The organism is Streptomyces pratensis (genome assembly GCF_016804005.1).
GTDB lineage: Bacteria > Actinomycetota > Actinomycetes > Streptomycetales > Streptomycetaceae > Streptomyces > Streptomyces pratensis_A.
In genome coordinates this window covers 6,263,462-6,278,598 of record NZ_CP051486.1, presented here as the reverse complement: position 1 = coordinate 6,278,598, position 15,137 = coordinate 6,263,462, and the positions used below count along the sequence as shown (strand labels likewise).

Below are 15,137 nucleotides of genomic sequence, written 5' to 3'. Positions count from 1 at the left end.
TCTGGCCAGGATTGGGCAGGGTGAAAGGGCTTCCGTCAAGAGGCTTGACGGCAACCTTGCGGACACGCCAATGTAACGATCAGCAGCGCTTGCAGAAATCTTCCGCAAGGTCTTTCGGTCGTCTTTCATCCTTGTTACGTTCACGTCGACCCGGCGCCGCGACGGAGCGGTACGGCAGTTGAAGGAGTTCAGATGCGACGTGGCATAACGGCCACCGCCCTGGTCGCGACCCTGGCGCTCGCGGCTACCGCTTGCGGAAGCGATGACGAGTCCGGCGGCAGCAAGAGCTCGGGCGAGCTCTCCGGCACGGTGACCTGGTGGGACACCTCGAACGTCGGCAGCGAGGACAAGGTCTTCAAGAAGATCGCCGAGGGCTTCGAGAAGAAGCACCCGAAGGTCGACGTCAAGTACGTCAACGTTCCCTTCGGCGAGGCGCAGAACAAGTTCAAGAACGCGGCCCAGGCCGGTTCCGGCGCCCCCGACGTCATCCGCTCCGAGGTGGCCTGGACCCCCGAGTTCGCGGACCTGGGCTACCTGGCCCCGCTGGACGGCACCGCGGCGCTGAAGAACGATGGCGACTTCCTCAAGCAGGCCGCCGCGTCGACCAAGTACAAGGGCAAGACGTACGCGGTCCCGCAGGTGATCGACTCCATGGGCATCTTCTACAACAAGAAGATGTTCGCGGACGCCGGTGTCGAGCCGCCCGCCAAGATCGCCGACCTGAAGACCGTCGCCGAGAAGATCAAGAAGAAGACCGGCAAGACCGGCCTCTACCTGCGCGGCGACGACTCGTATTACTTCCTCTCCTTCCTCTACGGCGAGGGCGGCGACCTGGTCGACGCGGAAGCGAAGACCGTCACCGTGGACAGCGCCGAGGGTGTCAAGGCGTTCGGCGTCGTGAAGGACCTCGTCGACTCCGGGGCGGCCAAGACCGACGCCACGGACGGCTGGGAGAACATGATGCAGTCGTTCAAGAACGGCGATGTCGCGATGATGATCAACGGTCCCTGGGCCGTGGCCGACACGCTCACCGGCAAGGAGTTCACCGACAAGGCGAACCTGGGCATCTCCACGGTGCCGGCCGGCTCCGCCGCGCAGGGCGCCCCGCAGGGCGGCCACAACCTCGGTGTCTACGCGGGCTCCGAGAACCTCGACGCCTCCTACGCGTTCGTCGAGTACATGACCTCGGTCGAGTCGCAGGCGCAGGCCGCCGGTGAGCTGAACCTGCTGCCGACCCGCACCTCCGCGTACTCCAAGAAGGAGGCCGTGGACAGCGAGATCGTCCAGTTCTTCAAGCCCGTCGTCGAGACCGCCGTCGAGCGCCCCTGGATCCCGGAGACCGGCAGCCTCTTCGCCCCGCTGAACGTCGAGTACACCAAGGTCCTCACCGGCCAGACGACGCCGGAGAAGGCCGCGAAGTCGACCGGCGACTCCTACCGCAAGCTCCTCAAGGGCTGGAAGTAACACAGGAAGGCAGGCCGACTGATGGCTGTCCACACCAGCCAGTCGGTGGCGAAGGCCGCGGGCGACGACGTCGCCCGCGGCCGGAGCCGCGGTACTGGTAAATCCGCTCCACCGAGCAAGCTCCGGCGCGCCCTTTCGGTCCACTGGTACGCCTGGACCATGGTCGCCCCGGTCGTGCTCGTCATCGGCGTGATCATCGGCTACCCGCTGGTCCGAGGCATCTGGCTGTCGCTGACCGACGCCAACGAGCGAAACGTCGCCCGGTCCATCGGTGTCAACGAGATGCCCGCCACCTACGAGTTCGTGGGGCTGGACAACTACGCGGACGCACTGACCGGCAACCAGTTCCTCGGGACGCTGGGCTGGACGCTGGTGTGGACGGTCTCCTGTGTGACCATCACCTTCTGCCTCGGCATGGCGCTCGCCAACATCCTCAACCGCAGGATCGTCGGCCGCTCCGCCTACCGTATGGCGCTGATCCTGCCCTGGGCCATCCCCGGGTTCGTCTCGGTCTTCGCCTGGCGCTTCCTCTACAACGAGAACAACGGGCTGCTCAACAAGATCCTCGGCGGCGCCGGCATCGACGGCATACCCTGGCTGAACGACCCCACCTGGGCCAAGTTCTCCGTCATCGCCGTCAACGTCTGGCTCGGCGTGCCGTTCATGATGGTCGCCCTCCTCGGCGGACTGCAGTCGATCCCCGCCGAGCAGTACGAGGCCGCGGAGATGGACGGCGCCACCGCCTGGCAGCGCTTCCGCCACGTCACGCTGCCCGGACTGCGCCCGGTGTCCACCACGGTGGTCCTGCTCTCCACCATCTGGACCTTCAACATGTTCCCGGTGATCTTCCTGCTGACCCGCGGCGGACCTGGTGAGGCCACCCAGATCCTGGTCACCCAGGCTTACAAATTCTCCTTCGAGATCAGCCCGCGCGACTTCGCGCAGTCCTCCACCTGGGGCGTGCTGATCCTCGTACTCCTGATGCTCTTCGCCATGGTGTACCGGCGAGTGCTCCGCACGCAGGGAGACAACTGGTGACCACCGTCACGGCAAACCACGCCCGGCACAGCGCCCGCAAGGTCCGCAAGCGCGGCGACCGCTCGCCGGCCGCCTCCCTGGCCCTGCACCTGACTCTGATCATCACGTCGGTGATCGCGGTCTTCCCGGTGCTCTGGGTCCTGCTGACCTCGCTGAAGCCGGCGAAGTTCGCGTCGACCACGGACTTCTTCAAAGAGACGACGTTCGAGAACTACACGAACCTGATCAAGGACACCGAGTTCCTGAGCTGGTTCGGCAACTCCGTGATCGTCGCGGGACTCTCCACCGTCATCGGTGTCTTCGTCTCCGCCACCACCGGCTACGCCGTCAGCCGCTTCCGCTTCCCCGGCAAGCGCGGGCTGATGTGGACCCTGCTGGTCACCCAGATGTTCCCGGTGGCCGTCCTCATCGTGCCGATCTACAACATCATGTCGACGATGGGCCTGCTCAACCAGCCGGCCGGGCTCGTCATCACCTACCTCACCATCTCGGTGCCGTTCTGCGCCTGGATGATGAAGGGCTTCTTCGACACGATCCCGCGTGAGATCGACGAGTCGGGACAGGTCGACGGACTCACGCCGTTCGGCACGTTCTGGCGGCTCATCCTGCCGCTCGCCAAGCCGGGCCTCGCCGTCACCGCCTTCTACTCCTTCATCACCGCCTGGGGCGAGGTGGCGTACGCCTCCGCCTTCATGGTCGGGGACGAGAACCTCACGCTCGCCGGCGGACTCCAGAAGTTCGTCAACCAGTACGGCGCCCAGTGGGGCCCGATGACCGCGGCGTCCGTGCTCATCGCGATCCCGGCCGCACTGGTCTTCCTCTTCGCGCAGAAGCACCTGGTCACCGGCATGTCCGCCGGAGCCGTCAAGGGCTGACGCACCCAGTCCCGCACGACCGCACCCAACGTCACGGCGGCGCCGGATCCCCGACCAGGTACCGGCGCCGCTCCCCACCCAGACACCCCAGGGACGACATGACCCAGCACCTCGCTGCCCCCTCCACCGGCACGTCCGACGAAGCCCCGGGCCACCGCACCGGCTGGTGGCAGGACGCGGTGATCTACCAGGTCTATCCACGTAGCTTCGCCGACGGCAACGGCGACGGCATGGGCGACCTCCCGGGCGTCACCGCACGGCTCCCGTACCTCAGGGACCTCGGCGTCGACGCCGTCTGGCTCAGCCCCTTCTACGCCTCGCCGCAGGCCGACGCAGGTTACGACGTCGCCGACTACCGGGCCATCGACCCGATGTTCGGCACGCTCCTCGACGCCGACGCGCTGATCCGCGAGGCCCACGGCCTGGGTCTGCGCATCATCGTCGACCTGGTGCCCAACCACTCCTCCGACCAGCACGAGTGGTTCAAGCGCGCCCTCGCCGAGGGCCCCGGTTCCGCCCTGCGCGAGCGCTACCACTTCCGCCCCGGCAAGGGCGCCGACGGCGAACTCCCGCCCAACGACTGGGAGTCCATCTTCGGCGGCCCCGCCTGGACCCGGACGACCGACCCGGACGGCACCCCCGGCGAGTGGTACCTGCACCTCTTCGCGCCGGAGCAGCCCGACTTCAACTGGGAACACCCGGCCGTCGCCGACGAGTTCCGCTCCATCCTGCGCTTCTGGCTCGACATGGGTGTCGACGGCTTCCGCGTCGACGTCGCCCACGGCCTCGTCAAGGCGGAGGGCCTGCCGGACCTCGGGTCGCACGACCAGCTGAAACTGCTGGGCAACGATGTCATGCCGTTCTTCGACCAGGACGGTGTGCACGCGATCTACCGCAGCTGGCGCACCATCCTCGACGAGTACCCCGGTGACCGCATCCTCGTCGCCGAGGCGTGGACCCCCACCGTCGAGCGCACCGCCAACTACGTGCGCCCCGACGAGATGCACCAGGCCTTCAACTTCCAGTACCTGTCGACCGCGTGGGACGCTGCCGAACTGCGCGCGGTCATCGACTCCTCGCTCGACGCGATGCGCCCGGTGGGCGCGCCCACCACCTGGGTGCTCTCCAACCACGACGTCACCCGCCACACCACCCGCTTCGCCAACCCGCCGGGCCTGGGCACCCAGATCCGCACCCCCGGTGACCGCGAGCTCGGTCTGCGCCGGGCCCGCGCGGCGACCCTGCTGATGCTGGCCCTGCCCGGCTCCGCCTACGTCTACCAGGGCGAGGAGCTCGGCCTGCCCGACGTCACCGACCTGCCCGACGAGGCCCGCCAGGACCCGTCGTTCTTCCGGGCAGAGGGCCAGGACGGCTTCCGCGACGGCTGCCGCGTCCCGATCCCGTGGACCCGCGAGGGCAGCTCGTACGGCTTCGGCGGCGGCGACAGCTGGCTGCCGCAGCCCGACAGCTGGGGCGCGCTCTCCGTCGAGGCGCAGAACGGCACGGAGGGCTCCACCCTGGAGCTGTACCGCGCCGCGATCGCGGCGCGGCGCGAGCACCCGGGCCTCGGCGCCGGCACGGACGTCGAATGGCTGGACGGCCCCGAGGGCGTGCTCGTCCTCGGCCGCCCCGGCTTCGTCTGCACCGTCAACACTACGGGTGCACCGGTGCGGATCACCGCCCCCGGCACCCTGCTGCTCGCCAGTGGCCCGGTGTCCGTCGACGGCGACACGGCCGAACTGCCCGCCGACACCACGGTGTGGTGGACGGTGTGACCGTCCCTGCTCCGAGGACCGGACCGGCGCTGCGGCTCTCCGACATCGCCGGTCAGGCCGCGGTCAGCGAGGCCACCGTCAGCCGGGTGCTCAACGGCAAGCCGGGCGTCGCGGACACCACGCGTCAGCGGGTGCTCGCGGCGCTCGACATACTCGGCTACGAACGTCCCGTACGGCTGCGGCAGCGCAGCGCCGGGCTCATCGGGCTCGTGACGCCTGAACTCGTCAACCCGATCTTCCCGGCGTTCGCGCAGTCCGTGGAGCAGGTCCTCGCCGGGCACGGCTACACGCCCGTGCTCTGCACCCAGCTGCCCGGCGGCGCCACCGAGGACGAGCTGGTCGAACAGCTCGTCGAGCGTGGCGTGGGCGGCATCGTGTTCCTGTCCGGCCTGCACGCCGACACCTCGGCCGACCCGGCGCGCTACGCGGCGCTCACCGACCGGGGTGTGCCGTTCGTCCTGATCAACGGCTACAACGAGCGCATCAGCGCGCCGTTCGTGTCTCCTGACGACCAGGCCGCCGTCCGGATGGCCGTCGGTCATCTCGCCGAGCTCGGGCACCGCCGGATCGGCCTGGCGATCGGACCGCAGCGCTACGTGCCCTCGCGGCGCAAGCGCGACGGCTTCGTCGACGCGGCCGTCTCGCTGCTGGACATGGACCGCGAGGAGGCCGAACTCCTGGTCTGCTCCACCCTGTTCAGCGTCGAGGGCGGCCAGGTCGCGGCCGGCGCCCTGCTCGACGCGGGCTGCACCGGCATCGTCTGCGGCAGCGACCTGATGGCGCTCGGCGTCGTCAGGGCGGCGCGGGGGAGGGGCTTCGACGTCCCGCGTGACGTCTCCGTCGTCGGCTTCGACGACTCGCAGCTGATCGCGTTCACCGACCCGCCCCTGACCACGGTGCGGCAGCCGGTGCAGGCGATGGCGGCGGCAGCGGTGGGGGCGCTGCTGGAGGAGATCGCCGGGAGTCCCGTGCAGCGCACGGAGTACGTGTTCCAGCCGGAGTTGGTGGTGCGCGGGTCCACGGCGGCCGTGCGCAGCGCCTGAACGGGCGTGGAGACGGGGGAACGCGCGGGGCCGGGTCCGGAGGGGGGACCCGGCCCTTCGCGTTCCGGTCGGGCGCACTTCCTCGTCGGGCACGGCGGAACACCCCGGCCGGCGGAGGCTGCGACGTCCGGCGGAAACACCCGAAGGCCCGTGCCGCGGCGGGCGGTTTAACAAGTGTTGTCGTGAACCTTGCAAAAGTATTCCGGTCCTTGGTTCTCTTCCGTTAGGAAAGTTTCCTAATCGGCCGAACCTGTGATCGGAGCCCTTCATGAGCCCCGCACTTCTACGGATCCGCCCGGTCGCCGCCGCGATCGGCGGTGCCTTGCTCTTCGCGCTGACCTTCACCGCCGCGCCGGCTGCGCCCGCCGCCCCCGTCCCGGACCGCACGGCCGCCACCGCCGGACACCAGGCGCGGGCCGCCGCCGGGCTGACCGCGGAGATCACCCGGACGTCGGCCTGGGACAGCGGCTACGGTGCCGCCGTGGCCGTCACCAACAACGGCGGCACGGCGGCGACCGGCTGGACCATCGAGTTCGACCTGCCGGCCGGGACGGACGTCACCACCCACTGGTCCGCCACCAAGACCCGGCAAGGGCAGCACTACACCTTCACCAACGTCTCCTACAACGGCGCCATCGCCCCCGGCCAGGCGGCGAGCTTCGGGTTCAACGCCGGGGGGCTCGGGCTGCCCCTCAACTGCACGATCAACGGCGCGCCCTGCAAGGGCGGCGGGACCACCGAGCCGCCCACCGAGCCGCCGGCCGGTGCGAGCCCGGTCGCCGTCAACGGGCAGCTCACCGTGTGCGGTACCAAGCTCTGCAACGAGCACGGCAACCTCGTCCAGCTGCGCGGCATGAGCAGCCACGGCACGCAGTGGTACCCGCAATGCCTGACCGGAGGCTCGCTGGACGCCCTGGCGGACGACTGGAAGGCCGACGTCCTGCGCGTCTCCACGTACGTGCAGGAGGACGGCTACGAGACCGACCCCGAGCACTTCACCGACCTCGCGAACAACCTCATCCAGCAGGCGACCGACCGCGGACTGTACGTCATCGTCGACTGGCACATGCTCAGCCCGGGTGACCCGAACGCCAACCTCGCCAACGCGCGGAAGTTCTTCACCGACATCGCGAACCGCAACAAGACGAAGAGCAACATCCTCTACGAGATCGCCAACGAACCCAGTGGCGTGAGCTGGCCGCAGATCAAGAGCTACGCGGAGCAGATCATCCCGGTCATCCGGAACATCGACTCCGACGCCCCCGTCCTCGTCGGCACCCGCGCCTGGTCCTCGTTCGGCGTGTCCGAGGGAGCCGATGAATCCGAGGTCGTGAACAACCAGGTCAACGCCTCCAACATCATGTACACCTTCCACTTCTACGCCTACTCGCACCGCGACGAGTACCTGGCGACCCTCTCCCGGGCCGCCGACAAGCTCCCCGTGTTCGTCACGGAGTTCGGCACCCAGAACTACGCGGGTGAGGGAGACAACGACTTCGCCATGTCCCAGCGCTACCTCGACCTGATGGCGGCCAAGAAGATCAGCTGGGTCAACTGGAACTTCTCCGACGACCACCGCACCGGTGCCGTCTTCAAGACCGGCACCTGCGACGGCGGAGGCCCCTGGGCCGGGACCTCGTCACTGAAGCCCGCCGGAGTCTGGATCCGCGACCGGATCGGGACCCCGGACGACTTCCGGACGAGCTGACCTCCACCCGTTTGCCGGCCCGCCTGCTGTCCGGGGGTTGCCCTCCGGGCGGCGGGCGACGGGTGTGCGGGAGGTCAGCGCTCGGAGGCGTAGGTCAGGAAGGCTGCCCAGGTGGCGGGGGTGAAGCCGAGGAGAGGGCCGGGAACGCTTTTGGAGTCGCGGATGTGCACCACGCCGGGTGCGGTCGCCACCTCGACGCAGTCGTTGCCGCTGCTGCTGTCGCTGTAGCTGCTTTTGAACCAGGTCAGTTCGCGGGCGGCCTCGGCGGAGGGCTTGTGCACCATGGCTCTCCCTGGCGCGGTTCGTCGGTGACTTCGCCCGGCGCGGGAGAGTCAGTCCTCGGAGGCGTATGCAAGGAAGGCTTGCCACGCTGTCGAGGTGAACCCGAGGTGCGGCCCGGGAACGCTTTTGGAGTCGCGAACCCGCACGGCACCAGGGGCTGCCGCAACCTCAACGCACTCGTTGCTGTTGCTGCTGTCGCTGTAGCTGCTCTTGAACCACTCCAGCTCCGTGGGCACCCCGGCGGAGGGCTTGTGGATCATGTCTCTCCTAGCGCTTGCTCGATGAAGGCCAGCGACTCCCGAGGCGTGAGAGCCTGAGCCCGGATGATGCCACACCGCAGTTCGATGATCCGGAGGTGTTTCGGGTCTGCTACCGGGCGGCTCCCGAAGTCCCCTTCGGAGCGCCCCACGGCGGAGCCGTCTTCGAACTTCAGCACTTGCATCTCCCCTCCCATGCCCGCATGGTCGTCGCGTCCAGTCGGCATGACCTGGATCTCGACGTTGCGCAACTGGCCGACGTCCAAAAGGCGTTCGAGCTGACGGCGTAGGACCATTCTGCCTCCGAGATGGCGGCGCAGCGTCACCTCTTCCTGGACAAAGCTGAGTTCTGGTGTGGGTGACCGTTTAAAGACAGACTGTCGAGCCACCCGAGCGGCCACAAGTCTCTCCACCTCGTCAGGTGAGTAGGCCGGCCGCCGCATTCCGAAGAGCGCCCGCGCGTACTCCTCAGTCTGCAACAGGCCATGGAGATTGTGGCTGCCGTAGGCCGAGAGCTCGACCGCTCGTGCCTCCAGCTTTGCCAGCTCCCGAATCTTTCTCGGGTACCGCGCCTCCGCCATCTCCTTCTTGAACATGGAGAGCTTGCCCCCTGCCCCCAGGACATCGTCCGCCTTGTCCAGGAACTCGGGCCGGGGGATACGCCTCCCGCCCTCCACCTTGAAGACCAGGTCCTCCCCGTACCCGATCGCCGCACCGAACTCTGCGGCCCGCATGCCCGCCGCATCCCGCCAGGCCTTGATCTGGCGGCCCACGGAGGCGACCAGCGCCACCCCCGGCTCGTCGTCGGGATCGACGTCCCAGCCGGGCTCGTCCGCCCCGCCGTCCTTGTGCCGCGTACCAGCCTCATCCACGCTCATTCGTGCCCCACTTCCGACGCGCCTGCCGTTCTTGCACCAACCTCTGCCGTCCCCGACGCGTCACCCCGGACAGCCGGGACAGCACTGGACAAGGAGTGGACAATCACCGTACGTAACCGGCTGGTCCCTCTTCACGGTAGGCAAAAAGGGCCACGCTGAGTGACGTGACCCAAGAAATCACCCGAACCGAACATTCCGCTCCCGCAAGGCAGTTCGCCGTGCTGCTGTCTCCCACCCGCCGGGGCGCCCGGCTCGCCCGCCTGCTCGAGGCGGCGCACGTGGGGGAGTGGGGCCTGCCCGTCGAGCCGGCCGCGCACATCGTGGCGGAGCTGGCCGCGAACGCCGTTCTGCACGGGCGCGTGCAGGGGCGGGACTTCCGGCTGAGCCTCGCGATCCATCAGGAGGCTCTTCTCCGGATCGAGGTGACCGACACCCGGGCCGATCGGCTCCCTCCCGGGCCCGGCGCTCTCGCCGTGACGGGCGGTGACGCGGAGTCGGGGCGAGGCCTGCTGATCGTCGAAGCGCTCGCGGACCGCTGGGGCGTCGACCTCGGGCCCCTGCCTCGCAAGACGGTCTGGGCCGAACTCGATCTTGTGCCGTGACCGCCGCCACCGGGTCGCGGACGGCCGCGACCCGGTGGGCCGCGACGTGGTGCCCCACGACGCTAAATGCTTTGAAAGAACTCGGGAAAATGACCCTTCCCACCCCAACCCGCCGTCTTACGCGTTTCGTCACTCACTCGGGTGACATAAGGCAACTGAGCTGGATTTGGCATGCGTTGTCGGGCATATGCTCGCCCCGACCGCCACAGACATGAGACGGCCCCCGCCGGGACTGGCATCCCGATCGAGGGCCTGACCACCGAGGAAGCAGAGACCTTCCTGATGGGTACCCAGCAGATTACCGCGCCCCCGTGCGCCCAGCCGGTTGCGTCCGGTGTGATCCACAGCAACGTCCGGCACACCGCAGGCTTCACCGTCATCGGCAACCACCTCGCCCAGCACCGTGGCCTCTCCCTCGTCGCGATCGGACTGGCCGTGCACATCCAGTCGCTGCCCGCCGGAGCGAAGGTCGGCATCAAGCATCTGGCGGGCCGCTTCCCGGAGAGCGAGACCCGGATCGCCGCCGCCCTGCGGGAGTTGGAGGCGGTGGGCTATCTGCACCGCAGCCGCGTACGCCTCGCCGACGGCCGGATCGTGACCCGCACAGTCTCGTTCAACCAGCCGGGCGCGGAGGCCGCTGCCGCACCCGCTGCCCCTCGGCCCCGGGTCGTACGCGGCACGGCGGCGCCCGAGCCGGTTCCCGCCCCCACGCCCGCGCCGCAGCCGCCGTGCGCACCCGCGCCGGAACACCAGCCGCAGGCCGTCCTCGTGCCGTCCCCGACGGCCCGTACGGTGCCGCCTCCGCCGCTTCCGCAGCCGCAGGCGCTCACCCCGGAGCTTCAGCGGACGGCCGCCGCGATCCTCGCCGACCTGCGCCGCCATGCGCCCCAACTGGTGCTGTCTGCCGCCGACATCGAGATGCTCGCGCCCGGCGTCGCCACCTGGCTGGAGCGGGACGCCGACCTGGAGACCGTCCGCCACGCCCTGTCCCACGACCTGCCGGTCCGGCTCAAGCACCCGGCCAAGCTCCTCCGGCACCGGATCACGGCGCTCCTGCCGCCTCCGCTCCCCGGCACCCTCGAGCTGGCCCCCGTACGCCCCGGAGTGATCGTCATCCCGCTCCAGAACTGTGACCGCTGCGACCGGGCCTTCCGCTCGCGCCACCCCGGCCACTGCCGTGACTGCCGCACCGACCTGCCCACAGCCGCCTGATCCCGAACGGAAACCCATGGTCAGCGCACCGCACGAAGCGATGCACCGCATCTTTCAGGAATACCCCGGCCTCATCTCCCAGCTCTCCGACGTCCTCGGGCTGGCTCTGCCGCCGCTCGTGTCGGCAGAGCCGCTGACCGTCGACCTCACCGAGTCCGAACCGCTCGAACGGCGCGTGGACACGCTCCTGCGCATCGAGACCGAGGGTGACGGTCCTTTCCTCCTCGTCGTCGAAGCGCAGGGAAAGAAGGACCCCGGCAAGAAGGCCAGTTGGCCGTACTACGTCACGTATCTCCACAACAAGTACCGGCTCCCCGTCCTGCTCCTCGTGATCTGCCAGGACCACGCGACCGCCGCGTGGGCGGCCCGGCCCATCACCATCGGCCTGCCCCAGTGCCCGACCGTGACCGCCCGCCCCCTGGTGGCGGGTCCTCACAACATGCCCGTCATCACGAACGTGGCCGAAGCACGCAAGGACCTGCCCCTCGCCACACTCGCCGCTATCACACACGCTGACAATCCGGACGTCGATGCGATACTGAAGACGATGTCCGTCGCCCTGCGCGACACACCGGAAGCGATCGCTGGACCCGTCGTCGAATTCATCGCACAAGGCCTGGGCAACCGCCCGGCTGCACAACAGTGGAGGAACCTGGTGGCCGTGGATCTCTCCTTCTACACCTCGCCGCTGTCCGAGGAAATCCGTGACGAGGGGCGCGTCGAGGGGCGCGCTGAAGGCCGCGTCGAAGGCCGCGTCGAGAATTGCGCCGAGAATATCCTGCTCATCCTGGATGTCCGTGGCATTGAGATCACCGATACCACCCGGGACAAGGTCACCACCTGCGGTGACCCGGAGCTCCTCCGCCGGTGGCTGGCGAACGCAGCGCTCGTCACCACGTCCGACCAGATCTTCGACGATGAAGCTCCCACCGATCGGTAGCGTCGCCTCTCCTCCGGTGCCGGTTGCCTTTCGCGGCGTACCGGCATCGGCCCGTCGGCATCACAGTGGAGGACCCTGGTGGCCGATCTCTCCTTCTACGTCTCGCCCCTCTCCGAGGAGATCAGGGAAGAGGGCCGCGCTCAGGGCCGCGCCGAAGGCATCCTGATCGTTCTGCGAGCGCGGGGTCTCGACGTCGCCCACACCACCCGGGAGAAGGTCACCGCCTGCCGCGACCCGGAACTCCTGCGCCAGTGGCTGGGCCGCTCCGCCCGTGTCGCCATCGCCGAAGCGATCTTCAGTGAGCAGCCCCTCGGCCGGTACGTGGCGAGGCGGAGCCCCATGCAGTGAAGGTCTTCGGGGGTGTGCCTCAGCGCGGCACCCCGGCCGCCCTTGCCCGGCGAAGGACCAGATACAGCCCGATCGCGACCCCCAGGCCCACGACGGCCAGGGCGGCGCCCTTAGCGATCGGTGTGCGCCAGCCGTAGTCGGCGGTGTAAGCGGTCTCGGCGTCCTCCGCCAGCCGTACGCCGTCGATCGCGCCCGGCATCGCCTCACCGCGACTGACGTCGACATCGTCCCGCAGCTCGACGCCCCGCCCGGTCACGGCCCCGTCCGCGCTGGTGAACGTGCCGATCCAGCTGCACGACTCCTTGCCGCAGTCGCGATCGGTCAGGGTCAGGGCGCCGACGGGGCCGTCCCGCAGGGCGGTGCGGCCTTCGAATCCCTCGGCCGCCAGGCCCAGTCCGCCGCCGAGGCAGACCAGTAGCACGAAGGCGATGGCTATACGAATGAAGACCCGCTCGCGGGTGCGCAGGGGACGGCTGGGGCTCATGGGACGGTGATCCTAGCGGGCAACGCGTAGGAGAGGTCCGGAAGTCGGCCCGGGATCGGGCCGGCGGGGAAGCGACGTCCGGGCCTCTCCGTGGCGTGACCGGCCCGGTCGGCCGGGCGCGTGGGGCCCGGCGTACCGGACCCCCGGCCGGCCGGGCCGGAGTCGGGATGAACTTAACAGCACCGCAATATCTTGCGTAAGGCCTTGCAGGAAGAAATCTCCGAGATTTCGTGGATGTGAGCGGGATGTAATCGCGTCGTGTCCAGGGGGTTGACCAGGGCAGGTCAGGCTCGTACGGTCTGCCGCACACGAGGTTTTGCACCCTTGCTGCAAGAACCTTCATGAGCCTTGAGGGCACGGCGCGTTGCCATGTGAGGCTGCTCCGCCATCCCCGCACTTCCCCCACCGCAGGAGGAAAGTCATGGCACGCAGACCCTTGTCTGGCGCGCTCGCCCTGGCCCTGGGCGCCGCTGTCCTCGCCGTCCCCACCGGGCTCGGCGCCGCCGGGACCGCTCAGGCCGCACCGCCCGGCGAGAAGGACGTCACCGCGGTGATGTTCGAATGGAAGTTCTCCTCCGTGGCCAAGGCGTGCACGGACAGCCTCGGCCCCGCGGGTTACGGGTTCGTCCAGGTCTCGCCGCCCCAGGAGCACATCCAGGGCGCCCAGTGGTGGACCTCCTACCAGCCGGTCAGCTACAAGATCGCCGGCCGCCTCGGCGACCGCACGGCCTTCGCGAACATGGTCAGCACGTGCCACAGCGCGGGCGTCAAGGTCATAGCCGACTCGGTCATCAACCACATGTCGGCCGGTTCCGGCACCGGCACGGGCGGCTCCTCGTACACCAAGTACGACTACCCGGGGTTCTACTCGGTCAACGACATGAACGACTGTCAGACCCAGATAGGCAGCAACTACGGCAACCGCGCCAACGTCCAGAACTGCGAACTGGTAGGTCTCGCCGACCTGGACACCGGTGAGGACTACGTCCGCGGCAAGATCGCCGGCTACCTCAACGACCTGCTCTCCCTCGGCGTGGACGGCTTCCGCATCGACGCCGCGAAGCACATGCCCGCCACCGACCTGGCGAACATCAAGTCGCGGCTGACCAACACCGGCGTGTACTGGAAGCACGAGGCGATCTTCGGGGCGGGCGAGGCCGTCTCGCCCTCCGAGTACCTCGGCAGCGGAGACGTCCAGGAGTTCCGCTACGGCCGCAGCCTCAAGCAGGTCTTCAACAACGAGAACCTCGCCAACCTCAAGAACTTCGGCGAGGGCTGGGGCTTCATGGAGTCCGGCAGGTCCGCGGTCTTCGTCGACAACCACGACACCGAGCGCGGCGGCGACACCCTGAACTACAAGGACGGCTCTAAGTACACCCTGGCCAGTGTCTTCATGCTGGCCTACCCCTACGGCTCGCCGGACGTCCACTCCGGCTACGAGTTCAGCAGCCACGACGCCGGACCGCCCAACGACGGCCAGGTGAACGCCTGCTACAGCGACGGCTGGAAGTGCCAGCACGCCTGGCGCGAGATCTCCTCCATGGTCGGCTTCCGCAACGCCGCCCGTGGTCAGGCCGTCTCGAACTGGTGGGACAACGGCGGCGACCAGATCGCGTTCGGCCGTGGCTCCAAGGCGTACGTCGCCATCAACCACGAGGGCTCCTCGCTGACCCGCACCTTCCAGACCGCGCTTCCCGCCGGTGACTACTGCGACGTCCAGTCAGGCAAGGGCGTCACCGTCAACGGCTCCGGGCAGTTCACCGCCACCCTCGGCTCCGGCACCGCCGTCGCCCTGCACGTCAACGCCCGTACCTGCACGGGCGGAGGCACCGACCCGGACCCGGACCCCGGCACGGGTGAGGCAGGCGCCTCCTTCGGCGTCAACGCCACCACCCAGCTCGGCCAGAACATCTACGTCACCGGCAACCAGGCCGCGCTCGGCAACTGGGCGCCCGGCAGCGCCCTGAAGCTGGACCCGGCGACGTACCCCGTCTGGAAGCTCGATGTCGCCCTGCCCGCGGGCACGTCCTTCGCATACAAGTACATCCGCAAGGACGCGAGCGGCAACGTCACCTGGGAGAGCGGCGCCAACCGCACCGCCACCGTGCCGGCCTCCGGCAAGGTCACGCTGACCGCCGACGTCTGGCGCAGCTGACCGCACACACCACCAGGGCCGGGGACGCGAGGGTGAGCGTCCCCGGCCCGCACCGCTCCACACCAGCCTGATCCCC

General features: G+C 68.8%; 15 protein-coding genes. 11 read left to right on the top strand and 4 right to left on the bottom strand.

What is annotated here, in order from left to right; genetic code table 11:
* The first annotated feature begins 192 nt into the window (after positions 1-192).
* From HED23_RS26015 to HED23_RS25990, 6 genes are all read left to right on the top strand, one after another.
* Positions 193-1,464: an extracellular solute-binding protein gene (locus HED23_RS26015; protein WP_203185807.1), complete on the top strand. Its 1,272-nt coding sequence runs from the start codon at positions 193-195 to the stop codon at positions 1,462-1,464.
* A 21-nt stretch (positions 1,465-1,485) separates the two neighbouring features.
* On the top strand, positions 1,486-2,502 hold the full coding sequence (locus HED23_RS26010; RefSeq protein WP_203185806.1) for a carbohydrate ABC transporter permease: 1,017 nt from the start codon (positions 1,486-1,488) through the stop codon (positions 2,500-2,502).
* Positions 2,499-3,377, top strand: coding sequence for a sugar ABC transporter permease (locus HED23_RS26005; protein WP_203185805.1), 879 nt, complete (start codon positions 2,499-2,501; stop codon positions 3,375-3,377). Before HED23_RS26010 ends, HED23_RS26005 begins: the two co-directional genes overlap by 4 nt.
* A 98-nt stretch (positions 3,378-3,475) precedes the next feature.
* Positions 3,476-5,152: a glycoside hydrolase family 13 protein gene (locus HED23_RS26000; RefSeq protein ID WP_203185804.1), complete on the top strand. Its 1,677-nt coding sequence runs from the start codon at positions 3,476-3,478 to the stop codon at positions 5,150-5,152.
* Positions 5,137-6,195, top strand: coding sequence for a LacI family DNA-binding transcriptional regulator (locus HED23_RS25995; protein ID WP_203185803.1), 1,059 nt, complete (start codon positions 5,137-5,139; stop codon positions 6,193-6,195). The genes HED23_RS26000 and HED23_RS25995 overlap by 16 nt, the downstream gene beginning before the upstream one ends.
* 268 nt (positions 6,196-6,463) lie before the next feature.
* On the top strand, positions 6,464-7,903 hold the full coding sequence (locus HED23_RS25990) for a cellulase family glycosylhydrolase (RefSeq protein WP_203185802.1): 1,440 nt from the start codon (positions 6,464-6,466) through the stop codon (positions 7,901-7,903).
* Between the two features lie 74 nt (positions 7,904-7,977).
* Here the strand turns inward: HED23_RS25990 and HED23_RS25985 are convergent, their stop codons facing one another.
* Genes HED23_RS25985 through HED23_RS25975 form a run of 3 tightly spaced genes read right to left on the bottom strand, consistent with a single transcriptional unit; the run spans position 7,978 to position 9,320 of the window.
* A complete protein-coding gene (locus tag HED23_RS25985) occupies positions 7,978-8,187 on the bottom strand; it encodes a DUF397 domain-containing protein (RefSeq protein ID WP_203185801.1) in 210 nt (69 codons plus the stop codon).
* A 48-nt stretch (positions 8,188-8,235) separates the two neighbouring features.
* Complete coding sequence (locus tag HED23_RS25980; RefSeq protein WP_203185800.1) at positions 8,236-8,445, bottom strand: DUF397 domain-containing protein; 210 nt, start codon at positions 8,443-8,445, stop codon at positions 8,236-8,238.
* A complete protein-coding gene (locus HED23_RS25975; RefSeq protein WP_203185799.1) occupies positions 8,442-9,320 on the bottom strand; it encodes a helix-turn-helix domain-containing protein in 879 nt (292 codons plus the stop codon). The genes HED23_RS25980 and HED23_RS25975 overlap by 4 nt, the downstream gene beginning before the upstream one ends.
* A gap of 164 nt (positions 9,321-9,484) precedes the next feature.
* Between HED23_RS25975 and HED23_RS25970 the strand changes: the two genes are divergently transcribed.
* The 4 genes from HED23_RS25970 to HED23_RS25955 all read left to right on the top strand — a co-directional run bounded on the left by HED23_RS25970 (position 9,485) and on the right by HED23_RS25955 (position 12,422).
* The gene (locus tag HED23_RS25970; protein ID WP_203185798.1) at positions 9,485-9,922 is read left to right on the top strand and encodes an ATP-binding protein; all 438 of its coding nucleotides are present in this window, start codon (positions 9,485-9,487) and stop codon (positions 9,920-9,922) included.
* Positions 9,923-10,204: 282 nt separating this feature from the next.
* A complete protein-coding gene (locus HED23_RS25965; protein WP_203185797.1) occupies positions 10,205-11,134 on the top strand; it encodes a helix-turn-helix domain-containing protein in 930 nt (309 codons plus the stop codon).
* A gap of 16 nt (positions 11,135-11,150) precedes the next feature.
* Positions 11,151-12,074: a hypothetical protein gene (locus HED23_RS25960; RefSeq protein WP_203185796.1), complete on the top strand. Its 924-nt coding sequence runs from the start codon at positions 11,151-11,153 to the stop codon at positions 12,072-12,074.
* A 78-nt stretch (positions 12,075-12,152) separates the two neighbouring features.
* Positions 12,153-12,422: a hypothetical protein gene (locus HED23_RS25955; protein ID WP_203185795.1), complete on the top strand. Its 270-nt coding sequence runs from the start codon at positions 12,153-12,155 to the stop codon at positions 12,420-12,422.
* A gap of 19 nt (positions 12,423-12,441) precedes the next feature.
* Here the strand turns inward: HED23_RS25955 and HED23_RS25950 are convergent, their stop codons facing one another.
* A complete protein-coding gene (locus HED23_RS25950; RefSeq protein WP_203185794.1) occupies positions 12,442-12,906 on the bottom strand; it encodes a hypothetical protein in 465 nt (154 codons plus the stop codon).
* Positions 12,907-13,327: 421 nt separating this feature from the next.
* Here HED23_RS25950 and HED23_RS25945 point away from each other — a divergent pair, with 421 nt between their 5' ends.
* Positions 13,328-15,061 carry a carbohydrate-binding module family 20 domain-containing protein gene (locus HED23_RS25945; protein WP_203185793.1) on the top strand — a complete coding sequence of 578 codons (1,734 nt, stop codon included), beginning with the start codon at positions 13,328-13,330 and terminating at the stop codon, positions 15,059-15,061.
* The last annotated feature ends 76 nt before the right edge of the window (positions 15,062-15,137 follow it).

Coding starts and splice junctions, on each gene's coding strand:
- HED23_RS26015 (WP_203185807.1), top strand. CDS start 193: ATGCGACGTGGCATAACGGCCACCGCCCTGGTCGCGACCCTGGCGCTC.
- HED23_RS26010 (WP_203185806.1), top strand. CDS start 1,486: ATGGCTGTCCACACCAGCCAGTCGGTGGCGAAGGCCGCGGGCGACGAC.
- HED23_RS26000 (WP_203185804.1), top strand. CDS start 3,476: ATGACCCAGCACCTCGCTGCCCCCTCCACCGGCACGTCCGACGAAGCC.
- HED23_RS25990 (WP_203185802.1), top strand. CDS start 6,464: ATGAGCCCCGCACTTCTACGGATCCGCCCGGTCGCCGCCGCGATCGGC.
- HED23_RS25985 (WP_203185801.1), bottom strand. CDS start 8,187: ATGGTGCACAAGCCCTCCGCCGAGGCCGCCCGCGAACTGACCTGGTTC.
- HED23_RS25980 (WP_203185800.1), bottom strand. CDS start 8,445: ATGATCCACAAGCCCTCCGCCGGGGTGCCCACGGAGCTGGAGTGGTTC.
- HED23_RS25975 (WP_203185799.1), bottom strand. CDS start 9,320: ATGAGCGTGGATGAGGCTGGTACGCGGCACAAGGACGGCGGGGCGGAC.
- HED23_RS25965 (WP_203185797.1), top strand. CDS start 10,205: ATGGGTACCCAGCAGATTACCGCGCCCCCGTGCGCCCAGCCGGTTGCG.
- HED23_RS25960 (WP_203185796.1), top strand. CDS start 11,151: ATGGTCAGCGCACCGCACGAAGCGATGCACCGCATCTTTCAGGAATAC.
- HED23_RS25950 (WP_203185794.1), bottom strand. CDS start 12,906: ATGAGCCCCAGCCGTCCCCTGCGCACCCGCGAGCGGGTCTTCATTCGT.
- HED23_RS25945 (WP_203185793.1), top strand. CDS start 13,328: ATGGCACGCAGACCCTTGTCTGGCGCGCTCGCCCTGGCCCTGGGCGCC.